Origin of the sequence: Niallia alba, assembly GCF_012933555.1 — a bacterium.
GTDB lineage: Bacteria > Bacillota > Bacilli > Bacillales > Cytobacillaceae > Niallia > Niallia alba.
Genome location: NZ_JABBPK010000001.1, coordinates 2,691,416 through 2,715,688 on the forward strand (window position 1 = coordinate 2,691,416; position 24,273 = coordinate 2,715,688).

Sequence of the window (24,273 nt, forward strand, 5' to 3'; positions counted from 1 at the left end):
AGTTCCTCAGCTTACCTGCTCTTTATCTGTTTGTTAAGAACGTTTTAAAAATGCCTTTATACTTTTAACACCGGCCTTGTTTGCAAAGGAAAATTATACTTGCAGAATGCAACATATTTATCCGTTCGGAAAGAAAACAAAATTTATTTTGTTAAATGAGACAAATGCCTAGTCTAGGGACATAAGTGAAACATACCATAGAATTGTAAATTGGTTTTAAAAGGTATTTAACCTCATTTTACACGCGATATTGCTTCTTTTTTTAGAAGTGAAAAAATTTAAAAAGGGTGATAAAAAAATGGAAGCCCAAACGGAAAACTATAAATATTTATTGGGATGGTGTAGCGACATTTATGTTCATTGGGAAAGTGTGAAACCGAAGTTCTCAAAACTCTTTGACTTAAGAACTTTAGAGGAATGGGAAGAGACATGGCGTAATTTAATGAGTAAATTACAAAAAAATTTAACAGTAGACTCTGAGGACTTTGAGTCAGCTACAAGTCTGTATGAACAGTGGGAGGTGCTATACAAAGAAGCACATCCAAATCTAGAGGGTAATGAATCCGATGAGAGAGAAAATTCGGATCAGGATTTGAAAAGTGAAACATTAATGGCAATAAAGCCTTTTGTTGATTATGGTCTAAAAGAAGTTGCTCTTACTTCCTATGAACATGCGCTAACTGAAATTGCCGCAATGGCCTACCTTCTGGGAAAAGGCTTTGATCAACAAACAGCTTATAAAACCTTTGAATCTTGGGAAGTAAATGAAATGTTCGAAACCGAATATGGAAGATTCAAAATGAATAAATATTAAAATAATTTATTAGACTTTCTTTCTTTTTTTAACACTCTGATGTATAGATAGAAATTAAACTTTAAACTCTTGTATTTATGATTATTACGAAACGAGGAATCAACTTTTGCAAACTGCACAGAAACTCATGGTTAGTATACCTTTTCCATCAAAATGGGGTATTTCGGCTTCTATAGCCGGTCGACCCATTATTTGGGGAGTACTCATCATTAATTCTATTACAGGTAATAATAAAGTATCTGGTACAATTAATTTTCGTGGTACACCTATTCAAATTAATGGGTATTGGGAAGAAAACACCAAACAAATAAGTTTTGATTCACCATATGCCTCATTTTTTGGTAACTTAATTATATTTGATGATCCCTCGATTAGAATTCGTCATTTCGTTTTAAGTGGACGGTTTATTATGAAACCTCCCTCTTTGCTTGCAGGTGAGTACGGAACTTGGATTGCTACAACTGATACAGCACTCACTGAACCTCCTATATATCAGATCGGCGTTCCTCCTGCCGGAGTCTTTTTAACATCAGATATCCTGTACTAAATCACTACCCTCCCGTTACACTATGGTAAGATATCTTTATATATATCACATATATTAGGCGCACTAGTCCGTTAATCCACTTGAATAAATTATTTTTGTGTCACCCCGAATAATACTCTTTTTTTAGATTATGGTAATGGTTTCACATCAACCGGTTTTTAAATAGTATTTAGGAATGGATTCATTTTGACAATCGATTGTCCCCTTATCCATAAAGCCGATTATTTCTCGTAAGTTGAGGAAAAATCGGCTTTATTCATGACGAATTATGCTTAGCGTATGTTTTAAGCGCTTTTTGTTGGTGGGATCCCTTATATATAAAATAGCCTTATAATCAAAACGGTTGCTATATTTCATTGCTAAAAACTTTTATTGATTCCAAATTCTCTTTAAATCCAATGGAACGAATACCTTATTCCCATGTATCTCCCTATGTATGATAGGATTTGAAAAGCATTGATCTAAACTTAACCCTTCTTTTTTATGCCTAGCTCTTATAAAGTCTTCGGGTAATCGCATAACACTTGCTCCTTTTATATTTTTTATAAAACAACTCTTGGTAAGAAAGCTTAGTTTTTATTCGCTCTCTGTAATATATCAAGAATGTTGCGACATAAAGCTTAGAATTGTAATTTTTACGAACGTGTGCTTCAGTTATTTTTTTATGAGACTGGGCTTGTTTGTTTTGTTGTCTTACTTGTTGTTCATTATTTTTGCTTGTAAACTCATTTCCTTATTGATTTTGTGCTCCTTGCGTACTGCCTTGGGAAGCTTGGCTTCCATCTTGGGCTTATTGCGGTTCTTCTTGTTCGATTTGTTGAACGCGTGGTTCAACGCTGTGTAGAACGGATTGAGTGTGTAGCCTCTTGGTAAAGCTGCTTAGCTTGTTGATTGCAAATGTTTCGAAGCTAGCCCTGTCTTTGCGTCATTTTTTACTGTTATAAATAACGCCGCCTTTAATTTTTACTTTATTAGAATGATGTATAAGAATATTTTTTATAACTTCCAATTTTATCCTGATTTTAAATGACCAAAAACCCACAGTTATGTAATTATATGCCCAATAAGAGAGAACGTGTCGATTTATTTTTTAGAATCAAGAACTCTATCCCCAACATGAGAAGCGTCCACAATCCGATGGCATATAAAAAGTGAAAAATCCCTACCTTATTTTCATAAATGGTATTTCCTAAAAAATCTCCAAGCACTAATACAAAAACTAAGTGAAACGGGGTTAACTAAGAGATTGATGTTCTACCGGTTATGATAATGATAAAAAATAAGGTGACAAAACCTACTATGACTTTGATTGTCAGTAAACCCAAAAAAACTTCACCTAAAATATATTCCTCCATTTTATATTTCACTCGATTTCAAAAATCCTCATGTTTTAAAATATTTATATTACAACACTAGTGTTGCATTAATTTATTTTTACTATTAAAAATACTCAAAATGTTCAATTTTATTATTTTATGCAAAGAAAAAGTCCTTTATAATGGATAAGTCAGGTGGTAACCCGTCCAAATCCACTAAAAAAGGACCAACTCATGGACAAGATTACACGAAAAACTTCATTTGGACAATGGTTTTCACCAATAAATCTTCAACTTTTTGAAGAAACCGTGAAAACGTTGAAATTAGATTACTATACGAAAAAACTAAAAACAGACTCATTTCTAAAATTACTCCTTTTTGCACAGCTACAAGAAGTCGAAGATTAAGTCCGTATAATTGTGTAAAAAGAAAAGAGTCAAATTAATTCCTTTTGGCAACAATGTTATCAGTGACGAAAACAGTGTGGAGGAATTAATTATGACTCATTTACAGTTTAACCTAAATATTAACGATTTAAAAGAATCCGTTATGAATTCTGATATTGATGCAGTAATAAAAGCGTCCATTGTGTTGGTGTTAAATGAATTCATGGAACAAGAACGGGATGATCATCTACAAGCTGATCCATACAAACGTACCATAAATCGAAAAGACTACCGTAACGGTTATTATGAACGAGATTTATTACTAAGCATCGGAAAGATTACTCTAAGAGTTCCACGAACACGGAATGGTGATTTTTCAACCAGTGTTTTTGAACGCTATGCTAGATGTGACCAAGCTTTTGTATTGGCTATGCTTGAAATGGTAGTGAATGGTGTTTCTACAAGAAAAGTTAAAAATATTGTGGAACAACTGTGTGGAGAAACGGTCTCCAAATCATTCGTATCTAGTTTAACGGAGAAGCTTGATCCAATCGTCAATCAGTGGGCGAATAGGCCGCTTAACACCATGTATTATCCTTATATATTTGTAGATGCCATGTACATCAAGGTGAGGGAAAATCAACGGGTTGTATCAAAGGCTGTCTATATCGCAACGGCGATAAATAGTGACAATCAAAGAGAAATACTCGGCTTAAAAGTGGATCATACAGAAAGTTATGAAGCTTGGGGAAGGTTCTTTCAGTATTTACTATCTCGTGGACTGCAATCACCAAAAATGATTATATCGGATGCCCACAAAGGGCTTAAAAAGGTAATAGCGGAAGAGTTTTTAGGAACTACCTGGCAACGCTGCACAGTACATTTTAAAAGAAACCTCTTTGATCAGCTACCTAAAAAGAATATGGAAGAAGTAAAGTTATCTATAAAGAGAATATTTGAAGTAGCTAGTGTGCATGAAGCTAGAAAATATAAACAAATATTTATAGAGCAGTATGGAGGAAATGGAAAGCTAGAAAAAGTAATAGGGATTCTCGATGAAGGATTTGAGGATGCCATACAATATTTAAATGAGGAAACCCATTACCACAAGCACATTCGCAGTACAAACTCACTAGAAAGAATAAACGAAGAAGTGAGAAGACGAGAAAAAGTAATAAGAATATTTCCTAACACCCAATCAGCATTTCGATTAATCGGAGCTGTGTTAATGGACTATGAAGAAATACTAAGCAAAAGAAAATTACCTGTGAGCAATAAATAGGAGCGAAGCGCGCGAATTTTTGGTATCAAGAAGGGGTACCCCTTCTTGATACCAAAAACAAAAGAACTGATGAACATCGTATGCCGAAGGAATGAATTTACACAATCTTATGGACTTGACTGAAGTCGAAAGTTTGCATGAGCTAAGCGATTGTCTTTTCGACGACCAACTACAAAAAGGCATTGATCTTGATTCAATCAGTATTTCTCAGCTCTCACGCCGATTAAACGGTATAAATCCAGATTTATTTCAAAGGCTTTTCCTTGATTTAGTCGCACAAATTCATGCAAAAACACATTATACAAAGCTTATTATGCCGTTAAAAATCATTGATTCAAGCACATTGCCACTTAATTTGACCAATCATAAATGGGCAAAGTTCCGCAAAACAAAAGCGGGTGTCAAGTTGCATTTGAGACTTGTGTTTATGGAAAAAGGGAGTTCCTATCCTGAAAAGGCTGTTTTAACAACGGCAAAAGAACATGATCGTGGTCAGCTTGAAATCATGGTTGATGATAAAGAATGCATGTATGTGTTTGACCGTGGCTACCTAGATTACGAGCGCTTTGACCGAATGACAGATGATGGTTACTTTTTTCTTTCAAGGCTACGGAAAAACGCAGTCATACGGGAAGTTTATAATTTTAAACTACCCGAGAATTCAGCTGTTTTGTCAGATCAAATGGTGTTGATTGGTACGACTCAAAACCGTGCTGAAAATTACTTTCGTCTTCTAAAAGTGATGGATTCAAAAGGAAATGAACTGCATTTAATTACCAATCGTTTTGATTTGAGTGCCGAAGAAATTTCAGAGATGTACAAATCACGGTGGGCAATTGAGTTGTTCTTTAAATGGATCAAACAGCATCTCAGCATCAAAAAGTTCTACGGTCAAAGTGAATGGGCGATTCAAAACCAAGTGTTTATCGCACTGATTGTTTTTTGCCTACATGTTCTCGTACAACTTGAAACAAGAAGTAAGCGAAAAACCTTACAAATTAGCCGTTATTTAAGGGCTGCATTGTGGAAACCAGCCCATATCTGGCTTCGAAAGATTGAAGGGAAAGCCATCCCTTAATAAGCAAATTGTTGTTGTCGCACAAGTCTAATTGTAAAAAAAAAACCAAATGGATGGAGCCACCTTTGAATAGGTATTTACCTTTTTGGCTCTAAACAAGGAGGATAATGAGACTGAAAATTGCGACAATATTTATGCAACACTAGTGAATAAAAATATAATTCGAATTTTAAAAACTTTCTATGAATAAATATTTCTATCTTCAAACATTCTAAGAAAGGTTTCAAAAAAAAATAATAGGAGGTGTTATTCATGACAGTCATAAATGACGTTAAAACAGCTTTAGCCGGATTAAAAAGCGCTCAAGCTAGCTTTGAAACATTTGCTCTTAGTACAGATAATGAACAAGCGAAGCAGCTTTACCAAGATGCTGCTAAACAAACCCAATCGGTTTTACAAAGCGTTGAACCACGCGTTCAACAAATCGAACAAGAAGAACCTCAATACAAACAACAATAATTAAAAAGACAAAAAAGGTTGGTCGAGTAAACCAACCTTTTTTACTCTCTCAATAATGGATAAAACACAGAGGTGATTTTTCATGATATATAAAATAAAACAAATTAAAGATCAGTCTTTTAGTATTAACGGTTATCGGAATAGAATCAGGATGTAACGGAAGCCAGAATCAGTTGGGTGAAAATAATAACGATTTAAGTATTTCACAGGTACATACAAGCTTTCTTTTTCGATTCTTAACACGTTTTTTCATTGACATCAACAAACCCTTACGGAAATCGCGTAAAAACTCTTTTTCGACTTTTCGTTCTGCACGAGCTCCAATACGATTAACAATCTGAATAATAAGTTCCACTAAATTATCCGTTATTTCTCTTCCTCTACACCAGAAGAAAGCTGCTAATAACGTGTATCGGATAGAGTCGGGATGCCTGCGTAATTCTCGAATATCTTCAGAGACGGCACGTTGTCTATATGATCGGATCATTTTAGGTGGTATCCCATTAAACAAGTCATAAGGAAGTTGTATATTCCTTACGGTTCGTAGCTTTGCGATTTCTTGTAATAAACTATCTAATCCGATTCTTCCAGGATCAGATACAAGTTCTCGAAAACTAAGAATGGTTTCATTCTCTTCTAATAGTTCTGTATGGGAGCAGGTGCGTATAAAGGCATCTAATTGGGTTTTGGAATGTTCTGAAAGCTGCATGAAAATGGTGTGTGAAATATGTTCTTCATATTGACGAATAGCTGATTTAATATTTCGTTCTAGTTGGTAATGAGTCGGAGGAATAAGCTGTTGTTGTCTGAGGTGGTGAAGGACATGTTCTCGAACCCGGTCCATTTGCATTTCTTGAGGTAAAATGTTCGTTTGTAGTCATAACTTTATTTGTCCCATATCTTCAGATGTACTCTCTCGAAACCCCATAAATTCCCGGATTTGAGCACGGTGATATTTTATAGAGCGTCCATTCCAATCATATTCTTGAAAGGAATCTGCAGGTACTCCTACTTGCTTTGCAACGTATTCAATAATATCTTGATTTATTTCCTGCCTTCCTTTTGGAAAACGACCCTGGTATTGAAAAAATTTTAGGGAAACAGCAAATCCAAGTCGTGTACTTCTTTAATTATTACTTTGCCCCTGGTTACAGCAACGCTGGTACTGGGCCTAAAAACCAAGTATTCTTATTTTATAAACAAGGACATAAATGCATTCTTTTTTTCATACTGTATTTTTGAGGTGGAAAAATGACAAGAGTAGCTTACCGAAATGCAGACGTCGATTTAATGGCAAGGATGATGAGAGCAGAAGCTGAAGGCGAAGGACCACAAGGAATGCTATATGTTGGAAATGTCATTGTTAACCGTGTTGTAGCAGATTGTGCTGACTTTAAGGAATTAAGAACAATTAGAGATGTCATTTTTCACGTACAAGGAGGAAATTACTCTTTTGAAGCTGTTCAAAAAGGTAATGTATTTTATCAAAGAGCAAGAGAATCTGAAAGAAGATTAGCAAGAAAGAATTTGGAATATTGGAGAGATCACCCAGCGAAATATGCTCTTTGGTACTTTAATCCATATGGTCCGTGTCCTCCAACATGGTATGACCAACCTTTTACTGGTCAATTTAAACAACATTGTTTTTATGAACCAGCGCTTGGAACATGTGAAAGCGTTTATAGTCCTCGTTGAGGAAAAGATTCGAATATTTATAAAAACTAAAATAAACTTTTTAGTAACCGTATTTACCTAAGAAAGATTGTAAAATACTAACTTAACTAAAAGGTACATTAATTGAGTAAGCAGCAAAAAAGGATCTTCTTACTGGAAGATCCTCAGAGGGTTTGTCAAACCGCTGGGAGGTGCGAACCACTTCGGTTTTATGCCAATGGTTTCTTCAATGAGAGCATTCGTCTTTTCTAACTCTTGTATGGTATCACTTTTAGATCGCTTCTTAAGATCTAGATGACTATAAGCATGATTTCCAATTTCATGGCCTTCCCGATAGATCATCTTAGCTAGGTCAGGATTCTTTTTAACCCAGCTACCATCGAAAAAAAATGTCGCCTTGACCTTGGATTCCTTTAGTGTGGTAAGGATCGTTGGAATGTACTCATTACCCCAAGCAACATTTATTAATAACGCCACCATAGGCTTTTCTGGATTTCCTTTATAAATCGGGATGGGTGCTAGATTTTCTAAATGGACATTTGGAGGTTTTTCCTTATAAACAACTTTGTTTTTGTGAAAATTACCATCTGATTTCATTTTTTTATAACTAGATTCAATATCTACATCCAATCCATTGTATCCAGGAATTGCCTTCCACACTCTATCGACTTTTGCATCAATCGGTTCAATTTTATGTTCCTCTCTATACACTTTAATTTCTTTGTAAAGTTCATCATTTTTCTCCTTTAAGGCTGCTGTACCAGAGCCAATAGTATTAAATGGTCCAATAAGATCCGTAATTGTTAAAATGAAAGTACTTAAAAACACTATTAGTATTAGCGAATTTTTTTCCTCATAAAACTCCTCCGCAATATAAACTAATAATTTTAAAATACCCATCAACAATAGACTTATGTAATTAAAAAAAACAATCATAACACTAATCTTATAGGCTTATTATTCCCATCCCATTAACTACACCGTAGGAAAAATCGGCTTTCTTCATGTCGATATTGCTTAGCGTATGTTTCCACGTTTGTTGTTGGGACTCTCAATAAAAAATTATTTTCCTTTAATTAAGGATGTTATTAAACCCACAGAGGTAATAGCTATACATGAATAAATGAAGGTATCTAATTTTAATAAAGCCAGACATGCCAACACAATAATTCCATCTATCAGTATGATTACAAGTGCAATATTTAACGAAAAAGTTTCAGAAATAATTTCAGCTAGTAAGTCAGTTCCTCCAGTGCTTGTCTTATATCGCAGCATTAGACCAACACCAACTCCAATTATTGCACCTCCAATTAGTGCGCTTGCAAGTTGGGGAATAAAAAATTGAGAACGAAGAGGAACAAGTAAATCAATAAATAAGGACGAAACCAATAAGCCTTGCAAACTACTAAAAAAATACTCTTTTTTATTTATTGAGGAAAATATACAAATAGGGATACTTAACCCCACCATTATAATACCAGTTGGAAATTTAAAAAAATAATGAAGTAATAGTGCGATCCCAAGGATTCCACCATCTATTAAATGATGAGGAACTAGAAACCCATTCACACCAACTCCTAATAACAGACTTCCAATAAGAGTAGCTATTAATTTCTGAAAAATAACAATCACCTTTTCTCATTTTTAATCTAATAATATGTCGGGGTTTTAAGGTTAAGAATAAGAATGCAGAGGAAAAATTAAATATATTAGGGAATACTTCATTTATTAGGGGATAATCGCCTCCACTTTCCCCCTTTCTTAAAAGGCATTAAAGTATCTAAAGAAAGTAATTCTTTAGGTACTTTAATGCTCCGAAATCCCATAAGTAAAAAATAATTTAAACTTCAGTAAAGTTACTATTACTCCCTTGATCCCATATATATATAAATCCCTTTTTAGTTCACTCCGTTTTTTTATTTATTGTGTAATAAGGTAAGTTTCCTTGAGCTGACGAAATAATTCGTGCAAAACTAAAATCATTTATGTTTATTTCCTTTATAGGCAAGTTAAATTATTTAAATTAATGAGATGTGACTGCTAGAATAAAGTGTACAGTTTTTGCTTGATAAGATGAAACGCTTATTTACCCAAATATACCAGCAAAAAATATCAACCTATCACTGTAAAATGATCATAGTTCATACTTGCAGTGGAGGTTAGCGAAGGTGGATAAGTGGGAAATGTACATGGAGATAAAGCAATTATTAAAGCAAGGATTTAGTCAGACAAAGATAGCTGAAAAGTTAGGGGTTTCTCGAACAACTGTTTACAGGCACTTAAAGAGATCTCCTTCGGAGATGGCGGAATGGGTTGATTCTCTTCAGTATAAAAAGAAAAAATTAGATCCATATAAAGAACTGATTTTATCTTGGTTGAGAATGCATCCGGATATGTCAGCAGCACAAGTTTATGATTGGCTTTTAGAGAAATATAAAGATCTAACTGTTGGAGAAAGTACAGTAAGAACATATGTAAAAGCATTAAGAGAAGAATACAAAATAAATAAGGAAACATCTCCTCGAATGTATGAGGCAATTCCTGATCCCCCAATGGGAGAACAAATGCAAGTAGATTTTGGTCATACGAGACAAAAAACTGTTGATAATAAGGAAGCCAAACTCAACTTTATAGCTTTTGTCTTATCACATTCTAGACAAAAGTATAAAGAGTGGTTGGATAGACCATTTACAACACGGGATGTTATACAAGCCCATGAGAACGCGTTTAAATGGTATGGAGGAATGACCAATGAGATCGTTTATGACCAAGATAGTTTAATTGTTGTTAGCGAAAATGGTGGAGATCTAATTTTAACTAAAGAATTTCAGCAGTATAGAGAATCCAGAGGAATAAACCTTCGGGTTTGTAGAAAAGCTGACCCTGAGAGTAAGGGAAGAATAGAAAATGTAGTTGGATTTATCAAACAAAACTATGCCAAACATAGAGTGTTTCATAACATCGACTCTTGGAATGAGCAAGGATGGGAATGGCTGAACAGAACGGGTAACTATAAAATACACAATACAACAAAAAAGAGACCATTCGAAGTGTTCCTCCTGGAAAAGCAACACTTAAAACCAGTCTCCCAAAATATAGATATTCAAAATAACTATGAGATAAGTATAGCAAGATGTGTTCATAAGGACAATACTATTCGTTACCAATCTAATCGGTACTCTCTTCCACTTGGAACTTATAACAAATATGAAAAAGTATGTATCAAGGAAACGGAGACTAAAGAATTAGTTATTTATATACCTGATACTGGCGAAATTATTGCAAAACATTCAATTCCCGAAGGGAAAGGGATGTTAATAAAAGATAAAAAACATAGTAGGGATCGTACAAAAGGTGTTGGAGCATTCATTAATACAGTGGCTGAGAGATTTGAAGATAAAGAACTAGCCTTTAAATATTTAGAGAAGGTTAGGGAAAAAAATCCTCGTTACATTAAAGACCAGTTGCAAATCATCTTGCGCGAAACAAAAGGTATCGATAACGAAGTACTGACTAAAGCGTTAGCAGAGTGTTTAAAAAGGAAATTATACAGTGCAACTGATTTTGGCGATATCATTGCATATGTGAAACGTCAGCGCCAGGTACATGAAACAGTTATTGATAAAAAGAAAGAAGTTAAGAATTTGAACAGGCTATCAGAATGGGTTTTAGAAACAGAAGCATACAAAAGAAAAGTAGATACTTACACGGTTTTAATGGAGGTTGAATAGCGATGAGCCAAATCCAACAATTACAAGACATAATGAAAGGGTTAAGACTCGTTGAAACTGCCAAGCATCTCCCCCATTTGATCAGAGAAGCTGAGCAAAAAGACCTTTCATTTACTCAATTCCTGTTAGATGTCACTTCTTATGAGCAAACTCGAAGAGAAGAAAAGCAACTAAACAACCGATTAAAGTGGGCAACTTTTCCTTTCAGCAAAACACTTGAGGAGTTTAATTTAAAAGAACAAAAGTCTTTAAGCAACAAACAACTAAATAGATTAAAAGATTTAACTTGGATAGAACAGCTGTACAATTTGATTTTATTAGGGCCACCAGGTGTAGGTAATTATCGAAAGTTTATGCTTATGGAAAGACTCTAAACAATTTTCTACAATACTGTAGTTCCTTCATCTAAAATCTTTCCATAACATTTTATTTACAGAGTTCCTTTAACCAATTCATTAAATCCTTATTTTCATCCCAAACGGGAACATTCTGCTTAACAACTTCCATATAGACTGCCTCCAACGCTTTCCTCTTCATTTGAGAGTTAGTTCTGGCATAATGTTCAGTTGTACTTACATTGACATGCCCTAATAAGTCCCTAATATAAATAAGGTTAACCCCAGCTTCTAATAGATGCATAGCCTTAGTGTGTCTCATCATATGAGGTTTCAATTTATCTGGGAACATTATTTCTGAATGTAATTCCTTGGCTTTTATTAAATATTTCTCCAAAATATATGTTATTCCCGGCCGTGTAAAGGGCTGGCGGGCACTATTATAAAATAATGGATGATTTTGTTTACCATTTTCCAACAAATAATTCTCTTTAAGATAGTTTTCTAATAAATCTCTAGTTTTCCCCATGATAGGAACGTATCTTGCCTTGCCACCTTTCCCCATCAATAAAACAGTAGCTGGTTTAGCTAGACGAATATTTCCAACTTTTAAATCGATTAATTCCTGTATTCGTGCTCCTGTGTCATAAAGAAGGGCCATAATAATTAAATCACGACGACCCTTAGCTGTATTTGTGTTCGGTTGTTCAAATAAAACCTTTAGACTTTCTTGTGTCAGATAATCTATTGGCTTTATTTCTCTCTTTTTGAATGGGATACATAATATTTTCTGGCACTCAAACATATTTTCTGGATTTTCCATCTGCACATATCGATAGAAACTGTGAATAGCTGCTAAACGTTGATTACGTGTATTAATGCTTATCTCTTTTGTCTTTTCAAGCCAAACTAGAAAGTCTTGTATGGTATCGGATTTTATCATATTAAAAGTCAAGGATTCGGGGCTGATTTGTAATTCCGTATCACAAAATTTCAGTATCTGTTTAAACGTGTCCCGATATGACTTGATTGTATTTGTACTGACATTTCTCTGTCCTGGAAGATATTGCGATAAATAGCGAGTCAAAGTCTTAGCGAAATCAGTCTGCTTCATGAAAAAATACCTCCGGTATTAAGGTTGAATAGTGTTCTTCAATAGAAGCAGTAATCGTTGGATATAATTCAGCTGTAAGTCTTAGATAATGTTGGGTACCTCTTAAATCGACATGACCTAAGTAAGTAGAAAGATAGGGAAGGAGATTTGTTAAATCCTCTCCATTTAGTACCCACTTCTTTAAACAATGAACAGAAAAAGTATGCCTTAGATCATGAAGTCTTGGGCCTTTACCACTATGGGATATTCCAGCTTTCCATAGTAAATCCCTGAAGAGCTTATATACAGTACCCTCCTTATAATGCCCGCCATATGGTGATGGAAAAAAGTAATCTTCAGAGGACCCATAACTATGAACCTTATGTGAGTACTGACGGCATTGCTCTGTCAATGTTTCTGCCATTGGAACAAGTCTTTCCTTACCGAGTTTGGCTTTTCGAACTAATAGAGTTCCGTTTTCTAAATCAACATCATCTAGTTTCAACTTTAGAGCTTCTGAGATTCTAAGACCACATCCATATAACATTCTTATTAGTAGCTGTAGGACAATATTTCTATTAGGTGATGCTTTAGAAACTGGAGCATTATCACAAACAATAAATAAATCTCTCATTTCATCTTCAGTAAAAATATGTGGCATATAAGAATATCTTGTAATTGTCACAGCTGCAGCTGGATAAATATAAGCTTCATACCCAAGTCGAACCATGTATTTTGCAAAGCCTCTAACTATTGAAATTCTTCCGCTTCTAGTACTATCAGTCTCATTCGGTTTCTTTCTAGTCCATTGTAATACTATTTCTTTAGTAAGCCGTTTCTCGGTCAAGTGACTTTCGACGAGAAAAATATCAAGATATTTCAATAGAGAAGCACCTTTAATATATTTATAACCAATAGCTCTCTGTTCCTTTACATATCCGTTTAAAAGCTCGCTAAGATTGCTTGTAAAAATAACTTTATCTTGAGTCATTTTTAAATACCTCCTCTGGATCTAGAGCACATTTTCTTAAACTTTTGATATCAGTTTGTAAATATACTGCCGTAGATCTTGAGTTGATATGCCCAAGAACTTCTGAGATTACAGGGAGAGGGGTACCTTGTTCTAGGAGAGAACTTGCTAATGTATGCCTAAGTGAATGTAAACCATGGCGTTTTTCCTTCGAGACAGTGATACCAGCCTTTCTTGTATGCTTAGTTATAATGTTATGTAGATTGGCATCTCTACCAAATGCCTCATACGGTGCATTCATCCGTAAAAAAACAAATGGTGAATCACTTACTGGACGAGCTTCCTTTAGATAGTCAATCAATGCCCAACCAATATCATTAAGTATTGGATAAGAAACCATTCTTTTGGTTTTATTCTGTTTTAGTACTATGGTTTTATTTTCCCAATCAAGATCTGTAAGTTTTAAGGATTTAATGTCTCCTGCTCGAATTCCAAGACGTGCTACTAGGAGAAGGATGGCATAATCCCTTTTTCCAGTTGGATTTCCTCTATCAATGTTTTCAAGCATTGAGACTACGTCTTCTTGTTTCCATACCGAAGGTATAGGTGGATAATAGTATTTCTTTTGTTTTGGTACTTTTAATGAAAGGTCTTCCTGCGTATTTTGATTAAGAAAAAGAAAACGTAAGAATACTCTTAGCGTCGTCAAAATTGATGCCATACTTTTTTCATGATGTGCAAAGATTGTTTTGACATAATCAGATATGGTTTCACCTGTGATCTCATTAACATTTTGAATACCACGTGCATCTAGATAATGTATGAAAAAGTACAGTCTTTGCATACGTGTACGAAGTCCTCTTTTTGAATACTCGTTTTCAGCACATTCTTTTTCGTACGCAACTAGTTCTTTTTCGAATTGACTTGGTTTTACATAACCTGGCTTTTTAAATATCCTCCGTATTATGACTCCATGCAACTGATAATCACCAAGGACTCTAATTCTTCGAATAGGGCCTCTTAAAAATTTCGGCATTGCTTCAACATAATAATTGATAGTGCAGTCATACTTTACTTTTAAGAATTCACTACCTAGTTCTTCAGAATAATATTTCTCTTTCTTTTCTGTTGCGAAAGCAACAACACGCTTATAAAATGCTCGATATCCACAGATCGAATTATAGGAATAATTCAGTCTCTCAAGTTCTGCTAATACATTGAAAACTAGTTCCTCAACAGGAGTTTTTTCATTCATAAGGCACCACCTAGATAATATTTTTAAACATCATCCATTGTGGTGAATTATGGAAAGAAATAAACATAAATCTTCCTAAAAGTCTGGATTTAAGCTTATTTCTTTCCATAAACAATATCTTTCGATAATTTCCTTTATGTAAAGCTTTACATAAAGGTAAAACGCACTTGGGAATGGCTTTGGGAGTAAAGGCTTGTGAAATGGGGTATGAGGTCCGTTTCTTCCGAGTAGCTGATTTAGTCGGCCAATTAGAGGAAGCGATGAAAGGAGGTTCTTTACACAAGATAAAACGCCAGATTGAGAAGTGCGATTTGCTTATACTAGATGAATTGGGATACGTCCCTTTTCAAAAGCAAGGATCAGAATTATTGTTTCACATTATTGCGGACTGTTATGAGCATAAGAGTGTGATTGTAACCTCTAATCTGGAATTTGGTCAATGGAATCGAGTTTTTGGGGATAATCGTTTAACTTCTGCCCTGGTGGATAGATTAGTGCATCACGCCCATGTCATTGCGTTCACCGGGGAAAGTTACCGGTTGAAAAATGCACTTTCTTCAATCAAAACACAAGATGGAATTTAATGTAAACACTAGCTGCAAGCCTATGTAAATTTCGCTGCATTTTTCTGCACTTTTTGCTTGCAAAAAACAGCCTGATTGTTGAAGACTAAAGTTTATATTCACCAAGAAATGCTCTTATCCTAACAAATTTTATTTAGGACTTACATGTATGCCTTCACTCTCTCGCCAATCTGCGTAAAGTATACGCTTTACATTATCATATCCATTGGTAGTTAATTGGTTATCTAACCACTGTTGATCAAATCCGAGTTCATGTAAATTATCCCATAAAATTTCCCCATCTATAATTAACGATGTTGGGAGGTCTACTGGACTTTCTGGAAGATTGAGATCTTGCTTGTCTGGTTTTTGATACTTGGATTTTAATAATAAACTTATTTGCCCATTAGCTTCCAATATACCGTATTTGACTTCGCGAACTGAAAAGACATTATTTTGACGGAGTATACTCAATACTTGATTTACATCCAATTTGTTCTTTGTAAGTAACTTTCTGTCCATAACACCATCTCGAATGATGATGTTAGGATTGCCTAATAAGAGAGAACGTGTCGATTTATTTTTTAGAGTCATAAACTCTATTCCCAACATAAGAAACGTCCACAATCCGATGGCATATAAAAAATGAAAAATCCCTACCTTATCTTCATAAATGGTATTTCCTAAAAAATCTCCAAGTACTAACACAAAAACTAAGTGAAACGGGGTTAACTGATAGATGGATGTTCTGCCTGTTATGATAATGATAAAAAATAAAGTGGCAAAACCAACGATGACTTTGATCGTCAGTAAACCAATATTAACTTCTTCCAAAGTTTTTTCCTCCAATTTAAATTTTACTTAGTTGTAAGATCTTGAGGTTTAGATAAAGAGGCTAGTTTTAGTATTAAAGCTCGAGTTACAATTCCAACCATGATGTAATATATGAATGAATATCTGTATCTCCACTCTAAATAATTAACAAGTTTGACCCACTCGCAAAAGGGTTCACCTATATAGGCATATGTTAGTGCCATAATGATCTGGGCTAAAATAAAAGATTTCCATCTTCTAAAATATTGATATAACAACATGTAAGCTACAGGTACCATTGAAAAATCAAAAGGAAAGGCCCTAGGAATAAAAGGTAGGAATGCAATGGGTAATCCCAAAAACTGTATTGTGCACCAACTACATCTAATAAGGTTGTTGTCAAGATAATTATGGTACCAAATAACAAAATTTCTAAAATAATGTCTCGTTTAACAAGTTTAGCCCATATAACCCAAGGCACAACTAAAAAAACGACTAGTATCCACCATTCCCAAGTTAAAAAGTTTAGCCCATATAACCCAAGGCACAACTAAAAAAACGACTAGTATCCACCATTCCCAAGTTAAAAACTCATTTTTAGCCAACCATTTAATTCTAAATGATAGAGCTTATCTTCTAATAAATGTATTTCCTTAAGATTTTCAAATATATTATCTATTGATATCACCTCTATATTTAAATGAAAAGGTAACAGATATTTTTGAATTCAAACTCTTTGAGCTGCCTTTTTAGTATTACCGTTTTTTAGTAATGAATTTCCATCGTAAATAAGAAAAAAACCATGTTGGAGTTCATCAACACTTGGGTCGTGTTAAGTCGGTGTTAGCGCTTTTGTTCCTAAAAATATGTTAATCAACTGTTCCAGTTCGCTTAATTTCCACCTTTATATTTGGTTTTATCTTTAGTGCTGAATATTTTTGTCTTAAATCTTCCTCAGTTAAATAGGAATATTTTCTAACACTTCTTATTTTTCTTCCGATGCCAATGGGATCCGTATTTAAATTTTTAAATTCCTCAAGTATATATCCAAATTCTTTGTTTAGGGCTTCACCAATTAGTTGCTCCATTTTGTTTAGTGAATCTTTATTTTTCACAGAAATAGATGGTTGAAATTCTAATGTTGAAACGGAAATCGTTGCATTTAAATGAACCAATTCTTCGTTCTTTATTTCAATGTTTCCTTTGTACTTTATTGGATGAAGTGTAATCTTATAAATATCACTTTTAGGAAGGTTGAGTTCGGCCATACCTCTTTTCTCTAGTTCTTCAGCAGCAATCTCTACAGTTATATCCCCTAAAAATGCCTTATTATTTGTGAATAATTTTATGTAAAGGGTGTTTATCAACGAAATAGATCCAACAATTTTATCTTCTTTGAATAATGCAACACCATCTATAGAAGGTGCTACCCCATTTGCATTTTTTATCATGGGTAGGGTAGGATCGATACCAATTTCATATAGTGTGGTTATAAAATCATGTAAGTTGGAGTTGACTAACATTTCTTTCTTTTCGTGTTTATCCAATAGTTGATAGATATAGGATCCCATTTCGGGATATTCTTCATAGTTTTTATTTTTAATCGTCTCCTCAGCATTATCAGTAATGGCCAAAAAGATTAAATAACTGATACTGCTATCTCGTTGCATAGAATCCAGAAAAGAAGAAATTCCTACTGTTTCTGCCATATTTTTATTAAACAGTATGGTCCTTAATTGACCAGACGTAATATCATGGCTTGTCTGTTCCTCTAGTTTTTGTCTGATTTGTTTATTAGTCGTTCCGTCGGCAGAAAGGGTTACACTTGTCTTTTCTTCTTTTCGGTCAAATTGTAACAAACTGATAGTGCCTTTGTATGTATTGTCATCAAGCAAGTCAAAACCAATAATCGTTGAAATTCCTTGCATTTCTATTATTTTTTCAGGGGCCATACATGCAGTACAAAGAAGAGAACACAGCAGAATAACAATTTTTTTCATTCTTTCAACTCCTTCTGGAACGAGTATTGATTTTTGATTTTATAATGGTTATTCCATACAAGAAAATCGGATAGATAAACCACAGAAAAAATCCAATTTTGCCAATTTGATCAAAAAAATAATTATTATCTACTCTTTTAGTAATTAAAAAACTGCAGATAAAAGGGATAATGGAGATGAGCCATATTCCATATTTCTGTTTTATATGAAAAATCTGTTTAATACCCATGGAAGAAATATACAGAGTGATACATAGGTTTGGAAAAATAACTAAAATCCATAATGGAACCGCAACAAATTCAAAGCGCTCAATAAATGGAAAATGGACCGTGCTAATCATGCTGACAACAGGCCATACATTCTTCTCTAATTCTTTCGCGCTAAAAAATAAAATAGAAACAACAGTTGTTATTAAAACAAGAATGGTCGTAAACCAGACTGCTATTTGACTAAACAGCTGTAGTTTATTTTTCTCCTTTATAAATGGAAAAATAAAAAATAACGTCTCGAAACCTAACATTGTATAACTGCTCTTGAAAACTCCTTTCATAATTTCTGAAGGAGTTGTCGTCATAATAGGTAAAATCCTAGTTAGGTTTATGGTTTGAAGTGGTTGGTACACAACAAATAGCAGCCATATAGTCAATAAAAAGGATAAGAAGCAAACACCGGTCACTACTCTAAATCCGCCGGATACAGCATAAATGGTTAATATTAATAAAACCAATACCCCGACCCATTCATAGACACCTTCATATCCCCATGTTAGTGACAACTCGACATAACTAATGGTAATCGAATAATGGACGGCAATAAAGTAAATGACAATAAGGAAGTTAAAAATACTACCAATCAAGCGTCCGAATATATGTTCATGAATTTCAAAAAGAGTACCACCTTCATTTTTTTTTAGGATAGAAATCATTAACCATGTAATCAAGCTAACGAATAAACCAGATAGTAAAATGGATATCCAAGCATCTTTTTTTGATTCTAGATACACAATTCTTGGAACTTCAAGAATTCCCATACCAATTTGCGAAGTGTGTATGATATAAAACGCCATAAAGGCGTTAACAAATCGTATATTTGATTTCATTTTGCACCTCAAAATTCATCTAAATCTGTTATATTTCTTAATCGCTCCTTCAGGCGAATGGAGTCTTTTGGTCGATTTACTAACGGTCGCCTCATATAAAAATGGTGGGGGAGACGTATTAAAAAATATTGCAAATCTTTCATTCTTAGCGGATATAGAGGTGCAAGATAAGGTTTATTTAAAGAAGTTAATTTTAACAAGTGAACCATTAGAATACATATACCAAAAATGATTCCATTTAACCCCCAAACACCTGCTAAAATAATGATTGGAAATCTAGCAATTCTGACAGCAGTGCCCATTTCATAAATAGGAGCCGAAAATGCCCCTAATGCACTAAATGCAACAATGATAATTAAAATATTGCTAGTTAATCCTGCCTCAACCGTTGCTTGGCCAATGACAATACCTCCTACAATTCCCATTGTTTGTCCTACTTTTGAAGGAAGGCGGGCACCAGATTCTCTAAGTAACTCAATTAACAATTCTAGTAAGAGTGCTTCTAATAAGGGCGGAAAAGGAACTTGTGAACGTGATAGTCCAATGATAAATAACAATTTAGATGGTATGAGTTCAAAATGATAAGTCATGGCAGCCACATAAATGGCTGTTAAAAAAATAGAACCTACCATAGCAAAAAATCGGATAAAACGAATAAATGTACTTAAAGACCATCTCAAATAGATATCTTCTGTTGATTCGAAAAATGAGAAAAAATTAGCAGGACCTATAATCCCTACTGGGCTACCATCTATAAAAACACCAATTCGCCCGTTTATAATCGAGTAGATGAATCGATCGGGCAGCTCTGTTAATATAAATTGTGGAAATAAAGAGTAATGATTATCTTCTAGGCATTGAGCCAAAACGGCACTGTCACTTATATTATCCGTTTTTAATTGTTTAATCCTTTCCTTAAGTGTCTGAAGAGTGTCATCGTTCGCAATATCTTTTATATATACAATTCTTACTTGCTTTTGAACGCGTTCCCCAATCTTTATTTCATCCGTGCACAAATTATAATCATTTAGATTTTGTCTGATTATCTTAACGTTAGAAGTTAATGATTCAGTGAACGAAATTTTAGGTCCATATACTAACGATTCTGTTTCTGCTTTCTCAATAGAGCGTTCAATGGGATTTGCGCAGTTCACCATGAATCCCTTTTTCTCTTCTAAGAAATAAATATAAGCAAATCCATTTAATAGGGAAGAGATAACTTCTTGTTCCTCTATATTTACCATTATTTCTTCTATAGGAATGTTTTTCATTAAATAGGTGTAATGTAAGTATTCTACAGAAAGTTGTTCAATGTATTTAATGACATATTCATTTAGAATCTCTGGCTTAATTAAATTCTTCATGAAAATAATATGAATCCCCACTTGTCCAGCTTCAATCTTTCGACAATTCAAGTCGGGTGATTCATTAAGAATCGATTTAATTTTTTCATAACCTGGCAAGCTCTCATTATTATTACGCTCTGTCATTCTTATCATTTCCTTCAACGTTTTTTATAGTGTCTGTTAAAAAAATTATTTTATACAGAATATGGATAGAAGGATCGTAGAACCAATACATCATAATGGACAGCGTTAAACCATTATTGTGTCTAGTTTAAGAGGTTGGTTTCTTGTCAGTTATTACCCTTTTTCTCTCAGATTAATCCCAAATTTTATTTCTTCAATGTCCTTTTTTGGTTTTAACGTTAAACGTTGAAAGGATTTCCTTTTTTGTTTTGTTGTCATTTTTTCACCTTCTAAAATGTATGAAAAATTTGATGTTTAATAACAAAACAGTTCCTTTTTATGTATTAGACAAACCTTAATACGGCGACAAATGCATGCGTTTATCTTTGTTATTACATTTTCAATGTTAAATACCCATAAATAGGATGATTAAGAGGGAGAAACTCTTAAAACTTTGGGATAATATCCGAAAAATGGGAAAAATATTAGTCCTTTCAGGAAATACAATCATCTTATTTTATAAAGGTAGGGGTGTAAAAGAAATTGAAGTTGAGAAAAGAAAAAATGAAAAGTTATAAGAGCTATTGCTGTCAACGAGAAATAGAAGAAATGATGGGGATATGGAAAAGGGGTTATTATCGAAAAAATGGAGCTATACGTCAAAAATAATTTAGATTTAAATTTCCCAAAAATCATTGAATAAAAAATTCTCCATAAAGCAAAATAAAAGAGTAAAAAAAATTCAAGGAGGAAATTATCATGACAGTAATAAATGACGTTAAAACAGCTCTAGCAGGATTGAAAAGTGCTCAAGCTAGCTTTGAAACATTTGCTCTTAGTACAGATAATCAACAAGCTAAGCAACTTTACCAAGATGCAGCTAAGCAAACCCAATCCGTTGTAGACAGCATTGAACCACGTGTTCAACAAATCGAACAAGAAGAACCTCAATACAAACAACAGTAATTAGTAAGGCGAAAAAAGGTTGGCCTCTTAACCAACCTTTTTTCAGCTGTTCAAATAATGAAAAAAAATGGAGGTGTTTTTTTGAAAGATAAAATAACCACATTGAAAAACCTACTTTTTATTATAATGGTCATTGGTTTCGCATCAGGATGTAATGGTAATCAAAATGAATTTACTCAAGGTAATAGTACTTTTGGTATTTCACAAGTACATACAAGTAAGCCAATTGATCAATCCGTTGCCAATCATGCGAAAGAAAAGATAATTGCCAAGGAAGATATTACAGACGTAAAAGCTGTGAATACTGATAAAGAGCTTATGGCAGCGATTAAAGTTGAGAATTTTGATCGATTTCGATTAAAGAGTATCGAGAAGTCAGTAAAATCCGACTTAGAAAAAAAGTATCCCGACTATAAAGTTTTTGTTTCGACTGATAAAAAAATATTCTGGGAGCTTGAAAAGGTCGAGCAAAGACTGAAAAAAAACGATATGAATAAGAAGAACTTAAAAAATGATTTGAACAAACTGAAAAGTCTTATGAAGGAACAAACCTAAAGAGGAAGGATCGAGTTATGTCTAACAATCAAAAGAAACAACTTACTCCTGTGCAACAGGAATATCAAAAATTGCAAAAACAACGAGAGATCAAAAGACCGGTTGTTAAAAATTGTATTAAGGCCTTTTTAACCGGTGGACTTATTTGTTTGATTGGTCAGCTTATTTCAGACTTTTACATTTATTATTTCGATTTTACTGAGCAAACGGCCGGAAATCCGACGGTGGGTACGTTAATTTTTATTACAATGCTTCTTACTGGTTTTGGCGTATATGATCGAATGGCCCAATTTGGTGGGGCTGGAACAGCTGTACCTGTAACAGGTTTTGGCAATGCGGTCATATCACCTGCCATTGAACATCGAACCGAAGGATTTGTACTGGGCGTAGGCGGCAATATGTTTAAACTAGCCGGTTCTGTCATTTTATTTGGTGTGTTTTCTGCTTTTATCATTGCCTTAATTAAAACAATTTTAATCAGATGGGGTGGTTTATAATGCTAGCAGGTCATCGTACATGGATCTTCGAACAAAAGCCTGTCATTATCTCCACTGGAACCGTTGGTGGACCATTTGAAGCCAATGGTGCTATCCCAGATGATTTCGATACTCTTCATGCTGATTTATGGCTTGGGCAGGATTCCTATGAGAAAGCACATAAAATCCTTTTTGAAGAGGCTTGCCAAAAAGCCATGGAAAAAGGGGGCATACAAAAGGATCAAGTTCAATTTATCCTAGCTGGGGACTTAATCAATCAAATCACCCCAACAAGTTTCGCTAGCAGAACGATTGGAGCTCCTTATTTTGGCTTATTCGGTGCTTGCTCTACCTCGATGGAAGGACTGGCTCTAGGTGCTTATATTGTAAATACAAAAGGAGCGAAATATTTGTTAACAGGAGCTTCCAGTCATGATACAGCTGTTGAAAAACAATTTCGGTATCCAACTGAGTATGGTGGACAAAAGCCACCTACGGCACAATGGACGGTTACTGGTGCAGGTGCAGCCCTATTAAGTGATTCTGGGGAAGGACCTCATGTCACATCTGCCACAATTGGTCGTGTAATCGATATGGGATTGACAGATCCATTTAACATGGGAGGAGCTATGGCGCCAGCTGCGGTTGATACCATTGAAGCCCATTTAAAGGAACGAAATGTTGAGCCATCTTATTACGATTTAATTGTAACCGGTGACCTTGGCCAAATCGGACAGGAAGTGTCCATGGATCTATTTAAAAAGCATGGAACTCCTATTAGTGAAGAACAATACCAGGATTGTGGCCTTATGATTTATCGGGAAGGACAACCCGTTCTTGCAGGAGCAAGCGGTGCAGGCTGTTCAGCAACGGTAGTTTATGGGCATTTATTAAACCGCATGAAAAAAGGTGAATTTAAACGAATGTTAGTTGTGGCTACAGGTGCTTTGCTTTCACCGTTGTCCTTTCAGCAAAATGAAACAATTCCTTGTATCGCCCATGCAGTGTCAATTGAATACGGAGGTGAACAATTAACATGATCTATTTTTGGGCTTTTGTCGTAGGCGGTTTAATTTGTATCATTGGGCAAATTATGTTTGATGTATTTAAATTGACACCAGGTCATACCTTAAGTGCTCTTGTAGTGATTGGGGCTCTTTTAGATGGATTTGGACTATACGAGCCTTTGATTGATTTTGCTGGGGCAGGGGCTACCGTTCCGATTACAAGTTTTGGGAATTCGCTTGTTCATGGTGCGATGCAGGAAGCAGAAAAACATGGGTTAGTTGGTGTACTGACAGGAATGTTTGAAGTAACTAGTTCTGGTATTTCAGCTGCCATTGTTTTCGGCATGATAGGAGCTTTAATTTTTAAGCCAAAAGGATAAGGAG

General features: G+C 34.5%; 24 protein-coding genes and 4 pseudogenes. 15 read left to right on the forward strand and 13 right to left on the reverse strand.

Annotated features, from left to right (window positions below; all coding sequences use genetic code 11):
- Nucleotides 1–298: 298 nt before the first annotated feature.
- Nucleotides 299–814 (forward strand): hypothetical protein, encoded by a 516-nt coding sequence (locus HHU08_RS25115; protein WP_224428086.1) that lies wholly within the window; start codon nucleotides 299–301, stop codon nucleotides 812–814.
- A gap of 106 nt (nucleotides 815–920) precedes the next feature.
- The gene (locus tag HHU08_RS12875) at nucleotides 921–1,361 is read left to right on the forward strand and encodes a hypothetical protein (RefSeq protein WP_407939814.1); all 441 of its coding nucleotides are present in this window, start codon (nucleotides 921–923) and stop codon (nucleotides 1,359–1,361) included.
- A 1,052-nt stretch (nucleotides 1,362–2,413) separates the two neighbouring features.
- Here HHU08_RS12875 and HHU08_RS25710 read toward each other — a convergent pair.
- On the reverse strand, nucleotides 2,414–2,569 hold the full coding sequence (locus tag HHU08_RS25710) for a hypothetical protein (protein WP_325949652.1): 156 nt from the start codon (nucleotides 2,567–2,569) through the stop codon (nucleotides 2,414–2,416).
- A 342-nt stretch (nucleotides 2,570–2,911) separates the two neighbouring features.
- On the opposite strand from HHU08_RS25710, the pseudogene HHU08_RS12885 reads away from it, so the two are divergent.
- The 4 genes and pseudogenes from HHU08_RS12885 to HHU08_RS12900 form a co-directional block, all read left to right on the forward strand.
- A pseudogene (locus HHU08_RS12885) lies at nucleotides 2,912–3,079 on the forward strand (DUF4372 domain-containing protein); the annotation flags it as partial.
- 97 nt (nucleotides 3,080–3,176) lie between these two features.
- Complete coding sequence (locus HHU08_RS12890) at nucleotides 3,177–4,346, forward strand: IS256 family transposase (RefSeq protein WP_169188624.1); 1,170 nt, start codon at nucleotides 3,177–3,179, stop codon at nucleotides 4,344–4,346.
- A gap of 115 nt (nucleotides 4,347–4,461) precedes the next feature.
- Nucleotides 4,462–5,424 (forward strand): annotated as a pseudogene (locus tag HHU08_RS12895) (IS4 family transposase); the annotation flags it as partial.
- 252 nt (nucleotides 5,425–5,676) lie between these two features.
- Nucleotides 5,677–5,883, forward strand: coding sequence for a DUF1657 domain-containing protein (locus HHU08_RS12900; protein ID WP_145582939.1), 207 nt, complete (start codon nucleotides 5,677–5,679; stop codon nucleotides 5,881–5,883).
- Between the two features lie 169 nt (nucleotides 5,884–6,052).
- Here the strand turns inward: HHU08_RS12900 and HHU08_RS12905 are convergent, their stop codons facing one another.
- Together HHU08_RS12905 and HHU08_RS12910 are read right to left on the reverse strand one after the other, a co-directional pair.
- A complete protein-coding gene (locus HHU08_RS12905) occupies nucleotides 6,053–6,727 on the reverse strand; it encodes a hypothetical protein (RefSeq protein WP_169188625.1) in 675 nt (224 codons plus the stop codon).
- A 33-nt stretch (nucleotides 6,728–6,760) separates the two neighbouring features.
- Nucleotides 6,761–6,994 (reverse strand): annotated as a pseudogene (locus HHU08_RS12910) (DUF4158 domain-containing protein); the annotation flags it as partial.
- Between the two features lie 140 nt (nucleotides 6,995–7,134).
- On the opposite strand from HHU08_RS12910, the gene HHU08_RS12915 reads away from it, so the two are divergent.
- Complete coding sequence (locus HHU08_RS12915; RefSeq protein ID WP_169188626.1) at nucleotides 7,135–7,578, forward strand: cell wall hydrolase; 444 nt, start codon at nucleotides 7,135–7,137, stop codon at nucleotides 7,576–7,578.
- 129 nt (nucleotides 7,579–7,707) lie between these two features.
- Here HHU08_RS12915 and HHU08_RS12920 read toward each other — a convergent pair whose 3' ends face one another.
- Together HHU08_RS12920 and HHU08_RS12925 are read right to left on the reverse strand one after the other, a co-directional pair.
- Nucleotides 7,708–8,457, reverse strand: coding sequence for a polysaccharide deacetylase family protein (locus tag HHU08_RS12920; RefSeq protein WP_081836613.1), 750 nt, complete (start codon nucleotides 8,455–8,457; stop codon nucleotides 7,708–7,710).
- Nucleotides 8,458–8,619: 162 nt separating this feature from the next.
- Nucleotides 8,620–9,189, reverse strand: a complete 570-nt coding sequence (locus HHU08_RS12925) for a YitT family protein (protein WP_224428600.1) — start codon at nucleotides 9,187–9,189, stop codon at nucleotides 8,620–8,622.
- Nucleotides 9,190–9,725: 536 nt separating this feature from the next.
- Between HHU08_RS12925 and istA the strand changes: the two genes are divergently transcribed.
- Together istA and HHU08_RS12935 are read left to right on the forward strand one after the other, a co-directional pair.
- Nucleotides 9,726–11,288 (forward strand): IS21 family transposase, encoded by a 1,563-nt coding sequence (istA, locus tag HHU08_RS12930; RefSeq protein WP_169188627.1) that lies wholly within the window; start codon nucleotides 9,726–9,728, stop codon nucleotides 11,286–11,288.
- A 2-nt stretch (nucleotides 11,289–11,290) separates the two neighbouring features.
- Nucleotides 11,291–11,662 carry an ATP-binding protein gene (locus HHU08_RS12935; RefSeq protein ID WP_235678819.1) on the forward strand — a complete coding sequence of 124 codons (372 nt, stop codon included), beginning with the start codon at nucleotides 11,291–11,293 and terminating at the stop codon, nucleotides 11,660–11,662.
- A gap of 52 nt (nucleotides 11,663–11,714) precedes the next feature.
- Here HHU08_RS12935 and HHU08_RS12940 read toward each other — a convergent pair whose 3' ends face one another.
- Genes HHU08_RS12940 through HHU08_RS12950 form a run of 3 tightly spaced genes read right to left on the reverse strand, consistent with a single transcriptional unit; the run spans nucleotide 11,715 to nucleotide 14,941 of the window.
- Nucleotides 11,715–12,737, reverse strand: coding sequence for a site-specific integrase (locus tag HHU08_RS12940; protein ID WP_016205460.1), 1,023 nt, complete (start codon nucleotides 12,735–12,737; stop codon nucleotides 11,715–11,717).
- On the reverse strand, nucleotides 12,724–13,707 hold the full coding sequence (locus HHU08_RS12945; protein WP_169188628.1) for a tyrosine-type recombinase/integrase: 984 nt from the start codon (nucleotides 13,705–13,707) through the stop codon (nucleotides 12,724–12,726). Before HHU08_RS12945 ends, HHU08_RS12940 begins: the two co-directional genes overlap by 14 nt.
- A complete protein-coding gene (locus HHU08_RS12950) occupies nucleotides 13,694–14,941 on the reverse strand; it encodes a site-specific integrase (RefSeq protein ID WP_169188629.1) in 1,248 nt (415 codons plus the stop codon). The genes HHU08_RS12945 and HHU08_RS12950 overlap by 14 nt, the downstream gene beginning before the upstream one ends.
- Before the next feature lie 155 nt (nucleotides 14,942–15,096).
- Between HHU08_RS12950 and HHU08_RS12955 the strand changes: the two are divergent.
- A pseudogene (locus tag HHU08_RS12955) lies at nucleotides 15,097–15,525 on the forward strand (ATP-binding protein); the annotation flags it as partial.
- 129 nt (nucleotides 15,526–15,654) lie between these two features.
- On the opposite strand, the gene HHU08_RS12960 reads toward HHU08_RS12955, so the two are convergent.
- From HHU08_RS12960 to HHU08_RS12980, 5 genes are all read right to left on the reverse strand, one after another.
- Nucleotides 15,655–16,338 (reverse strand): DUF421 domain-containing protein, encoded by a 684-nt coding sequence (locus HHU08_RS12960; protein ID WP_097159208.1) that lies wholly within the window; start codon nucleotides 16,336–16,338, stop codon nucleotides 15,655–15,657.
- A 23-nt stretch (nucleotides 16,339–16,361) separates the two neighbouring features.
- Entirely contained in the window at nucleotides 16,362–16,676 is a 315-nt protein-coding gene (locus HHU08_RS25715; RefSeq protein ID WP_283950795.1) for a CBO0543 family protein, read from the reverse strand.
- Nucleotides 16,677–17,186: 510 nt separating this feature from the next.
- Nucleotides 17,187–18,317 carry a Ger(x)C family spore germination protein gene (locus HHU08_RS12970; protein ID WP_169188630.1) on the reverse strand — a complete coding sequence of 377 codons (1,131 nt, stop codon included), beginning with the start codon at nucleotides 18,315–18,317 and terminating at the stop codon, nucleotides 17,187–17,189.
- Between the two features lie 4 nt (nucleotides 18,318–18,321).
- Nucleotides 18,322–19,416, reverse strand: a complete 1,095-nt coding sequence (locus HHU08_RS12975) for a GerAB/ArcD/ProY family transporter (RefSeq protein WP_169187808.1) — start codon at nucleotides 19,414–19,416, stop codon at nucleotides 18,322–18,324.
- A gap of 8 nt (nucleotides 19,417–19,424) precedes the next feature.
- On the reverse strand, nucleotides 19,425–20,906 hold the full coding sequence (locus HHU08_RS12980) for a spore germination protein (protein ID WP_169189602.1): 1,482 nt from the start codon (nucleotides 20,904–20,906) through the stop codon (nucleotides 19,425–19,427).
- Nucleotides 20,907–21,644: 738 nt separating this feature from the next.
- Here HHU08_RS12980 and HHU08_RS12985 point away from each other — a divergent pair.
- From HHU08_RS12985 to spoVAE, 5 genes are all read left to right on the forward strand, one after another.
- Nucleotides 21,645–21,851 carry a DUF1657 domain-containing protein gene (locus HHU08_RS12985; RefSeq protein WP_013352384.1) on the forward strand — a complete coding sequence of 69 codons (207 nt, stop codon included), beginning with the start codon at nucleotides 21,645–21,647 and terminating at the stop codon, nucleotides 21,849–21,851.
- 81 nt (nucleotides 21,852–21,932) lie between these two features.
- A complete protein-coding gene (locus HHU08_RS12990; RefSeq protein ID WP_066235784.1) occupies nucleotides 21,933–22,406 on the forward strand; it encodes a YhcN/YlaJ family sporulation lipoprotein in 474 nt (157 codons plus the stop codon).
- A 17-nt stretch (nucleotides 22,407–22,423) separates the two neighbouring features.
- Nucleotides 22,424–22,903 (forward strand): stage V sporulation protein AC, encoded by a 480-nt coding sequence (gene spoVAC, locus HHU08_RS12995; RefSeq protein WP_066235783.1) that lies wholly within the window; start codon nucleotides 22,424–22,426, stop codon nucleotides 22,901–22,903.
- Entirely contained in the window at nucleotides 22,903–23,922 is a 1,020-nt protein-coding gene (spoVAD, locus tag HHU08_RS13000) for a stage V sporulation protein AD (protein ID WP_061794311.1), read from the forward strand. The genes spoVAC and spoVAD overlap by 1 nt, the downstream gene beginning before the upstream one ends.
- Nucleotides 23,919–24,269, forward strand: a complete 351-nt coding sequence (spoVAE, locus tag HHU08_RS13005) for a stage V sporulation protein AE (RefSeq protein ID WP_098797242.1) — start codon at nucleotides 23,919–23,921, stop codon at nucleotides 24,267–24,269. Before spoVAD ends, spoVAE begins: the two co-directional genes overlap by 4 nt.
- The last annotated feature ends 4 nt before the right edge of the window (nucleotides 24,270–24,273 follow it).

Coding starts and splice junctions, on each gene's coding strand:
- HHU08_RS25115 (WP_224428086.1), top strand. CDS start 299: ATGGAAGCCCAAACGGAAAACTATAAATATTTATTGGGATGGTGTAGC.
- HHU08_RS12890 (WP_169188624.1), top strand. CDS start 3,177: ATGACTCATTTACAGTTTAACCTAAATATTAACGATTTAAAAGAATCC.
- HHU08_RS12900 (WP_145582939.1), top strand. CDS start 5,677: ATGACAGTCATAAATGACGTTAAAACAGCTTTAGCCGGATTAAAAAGC.
- HHU08_RS12905 (WP_169188625.1), bottom strand. CDS start 6,727: ATGGACCGGGTTCGAGAACATGTCCTTCACCACCTCAGACAACAACAG.
- HHU08_RS12915 (WP_169188626.1), top strand. CDS start 7,135: ATGACAAGAGTAGCTTACCGAAATGCAGACGTCGATTTAATGGCAAGG.
- HHU08_RS12920 (WP_081836613.1), bottom strand. CDS start 8,457: ATGGGTATTTTAAAATTATTAGTTTATATTGCGGAGGAGTTTTATGAG.
- HHU08_RS12935 (WP_235678819.1), top strand. CDS start 11,291: ATGAGCCAAATCCAACAATTACAAGACATAATGAAAGGGTTAAGACTC.
- HHU08_RS12940 (WP_016205460.1), bottom strand. CDS start 12,737: ATGAAGCAGACTGATTTCGCTAAGACTTTGACTCGCTATTTATCGCAA.
- HHU08_RS12945 (WP_169188628.1), bottom strand. CDS start 13,707: ATGACTCAAGATAAAGTTATTTTTACAAGCAATCTTAGCGAGCTTTTA.
- HHU08_RS12950 (WP_169188629.1), bottom strand. CDS start 14,941: ATGAATGAAAAAACTCCTGTTGAGGAACTAGTTTTCAATGTATTAGCA.
- HHU08_RS12970 (WP_169188630.1), bottom strand. CDS start 18,317: ATGAAAAAAATTGTTATTCTGCTGTGTTCTCTTCTTTGTACTGCATGT.
- HHU08_RS12975 (WP_169187808.1), bottom strand. CDS start 19,416: ATGAAATCAAATATACGATTTGTTAACGCCTTTATGGCGTTTTATATC.
- HHU08_RS12980 (WP_169189602.1), bottom strand. CDS start 20,906: ATGACAGAGCGTAATAATAATGAGAGCTTGCCAGGTTATGAAAAAATT.
- HHU08_RS12985 (WP_013352384.1), top strand. CDS start 21,645: ATGACAGTAATAAATGACGTTAAAACAGCTCTAGCAGGATTGAAAAGT.
- spoVAC (WP_066235783.1), top strand. CDS start 22,424: ATGTCTAACAATCAAAAGAAACAACTTACTCCTGTGCAACAGGAATAT.
- spoVAD (WP_061794311.1), top strand. CDS start 22,903: ATGCTAGCAGGTCATCGTACATGGATCTTCGAACAAAAGCCTGTCATT.
- spoVAE (WP_098797242.1), top strand. CDS start 23,919: ATGATCTATTTTTGGGCTTTTGTCGTAGGCGGTTTAATTTGTATCATT.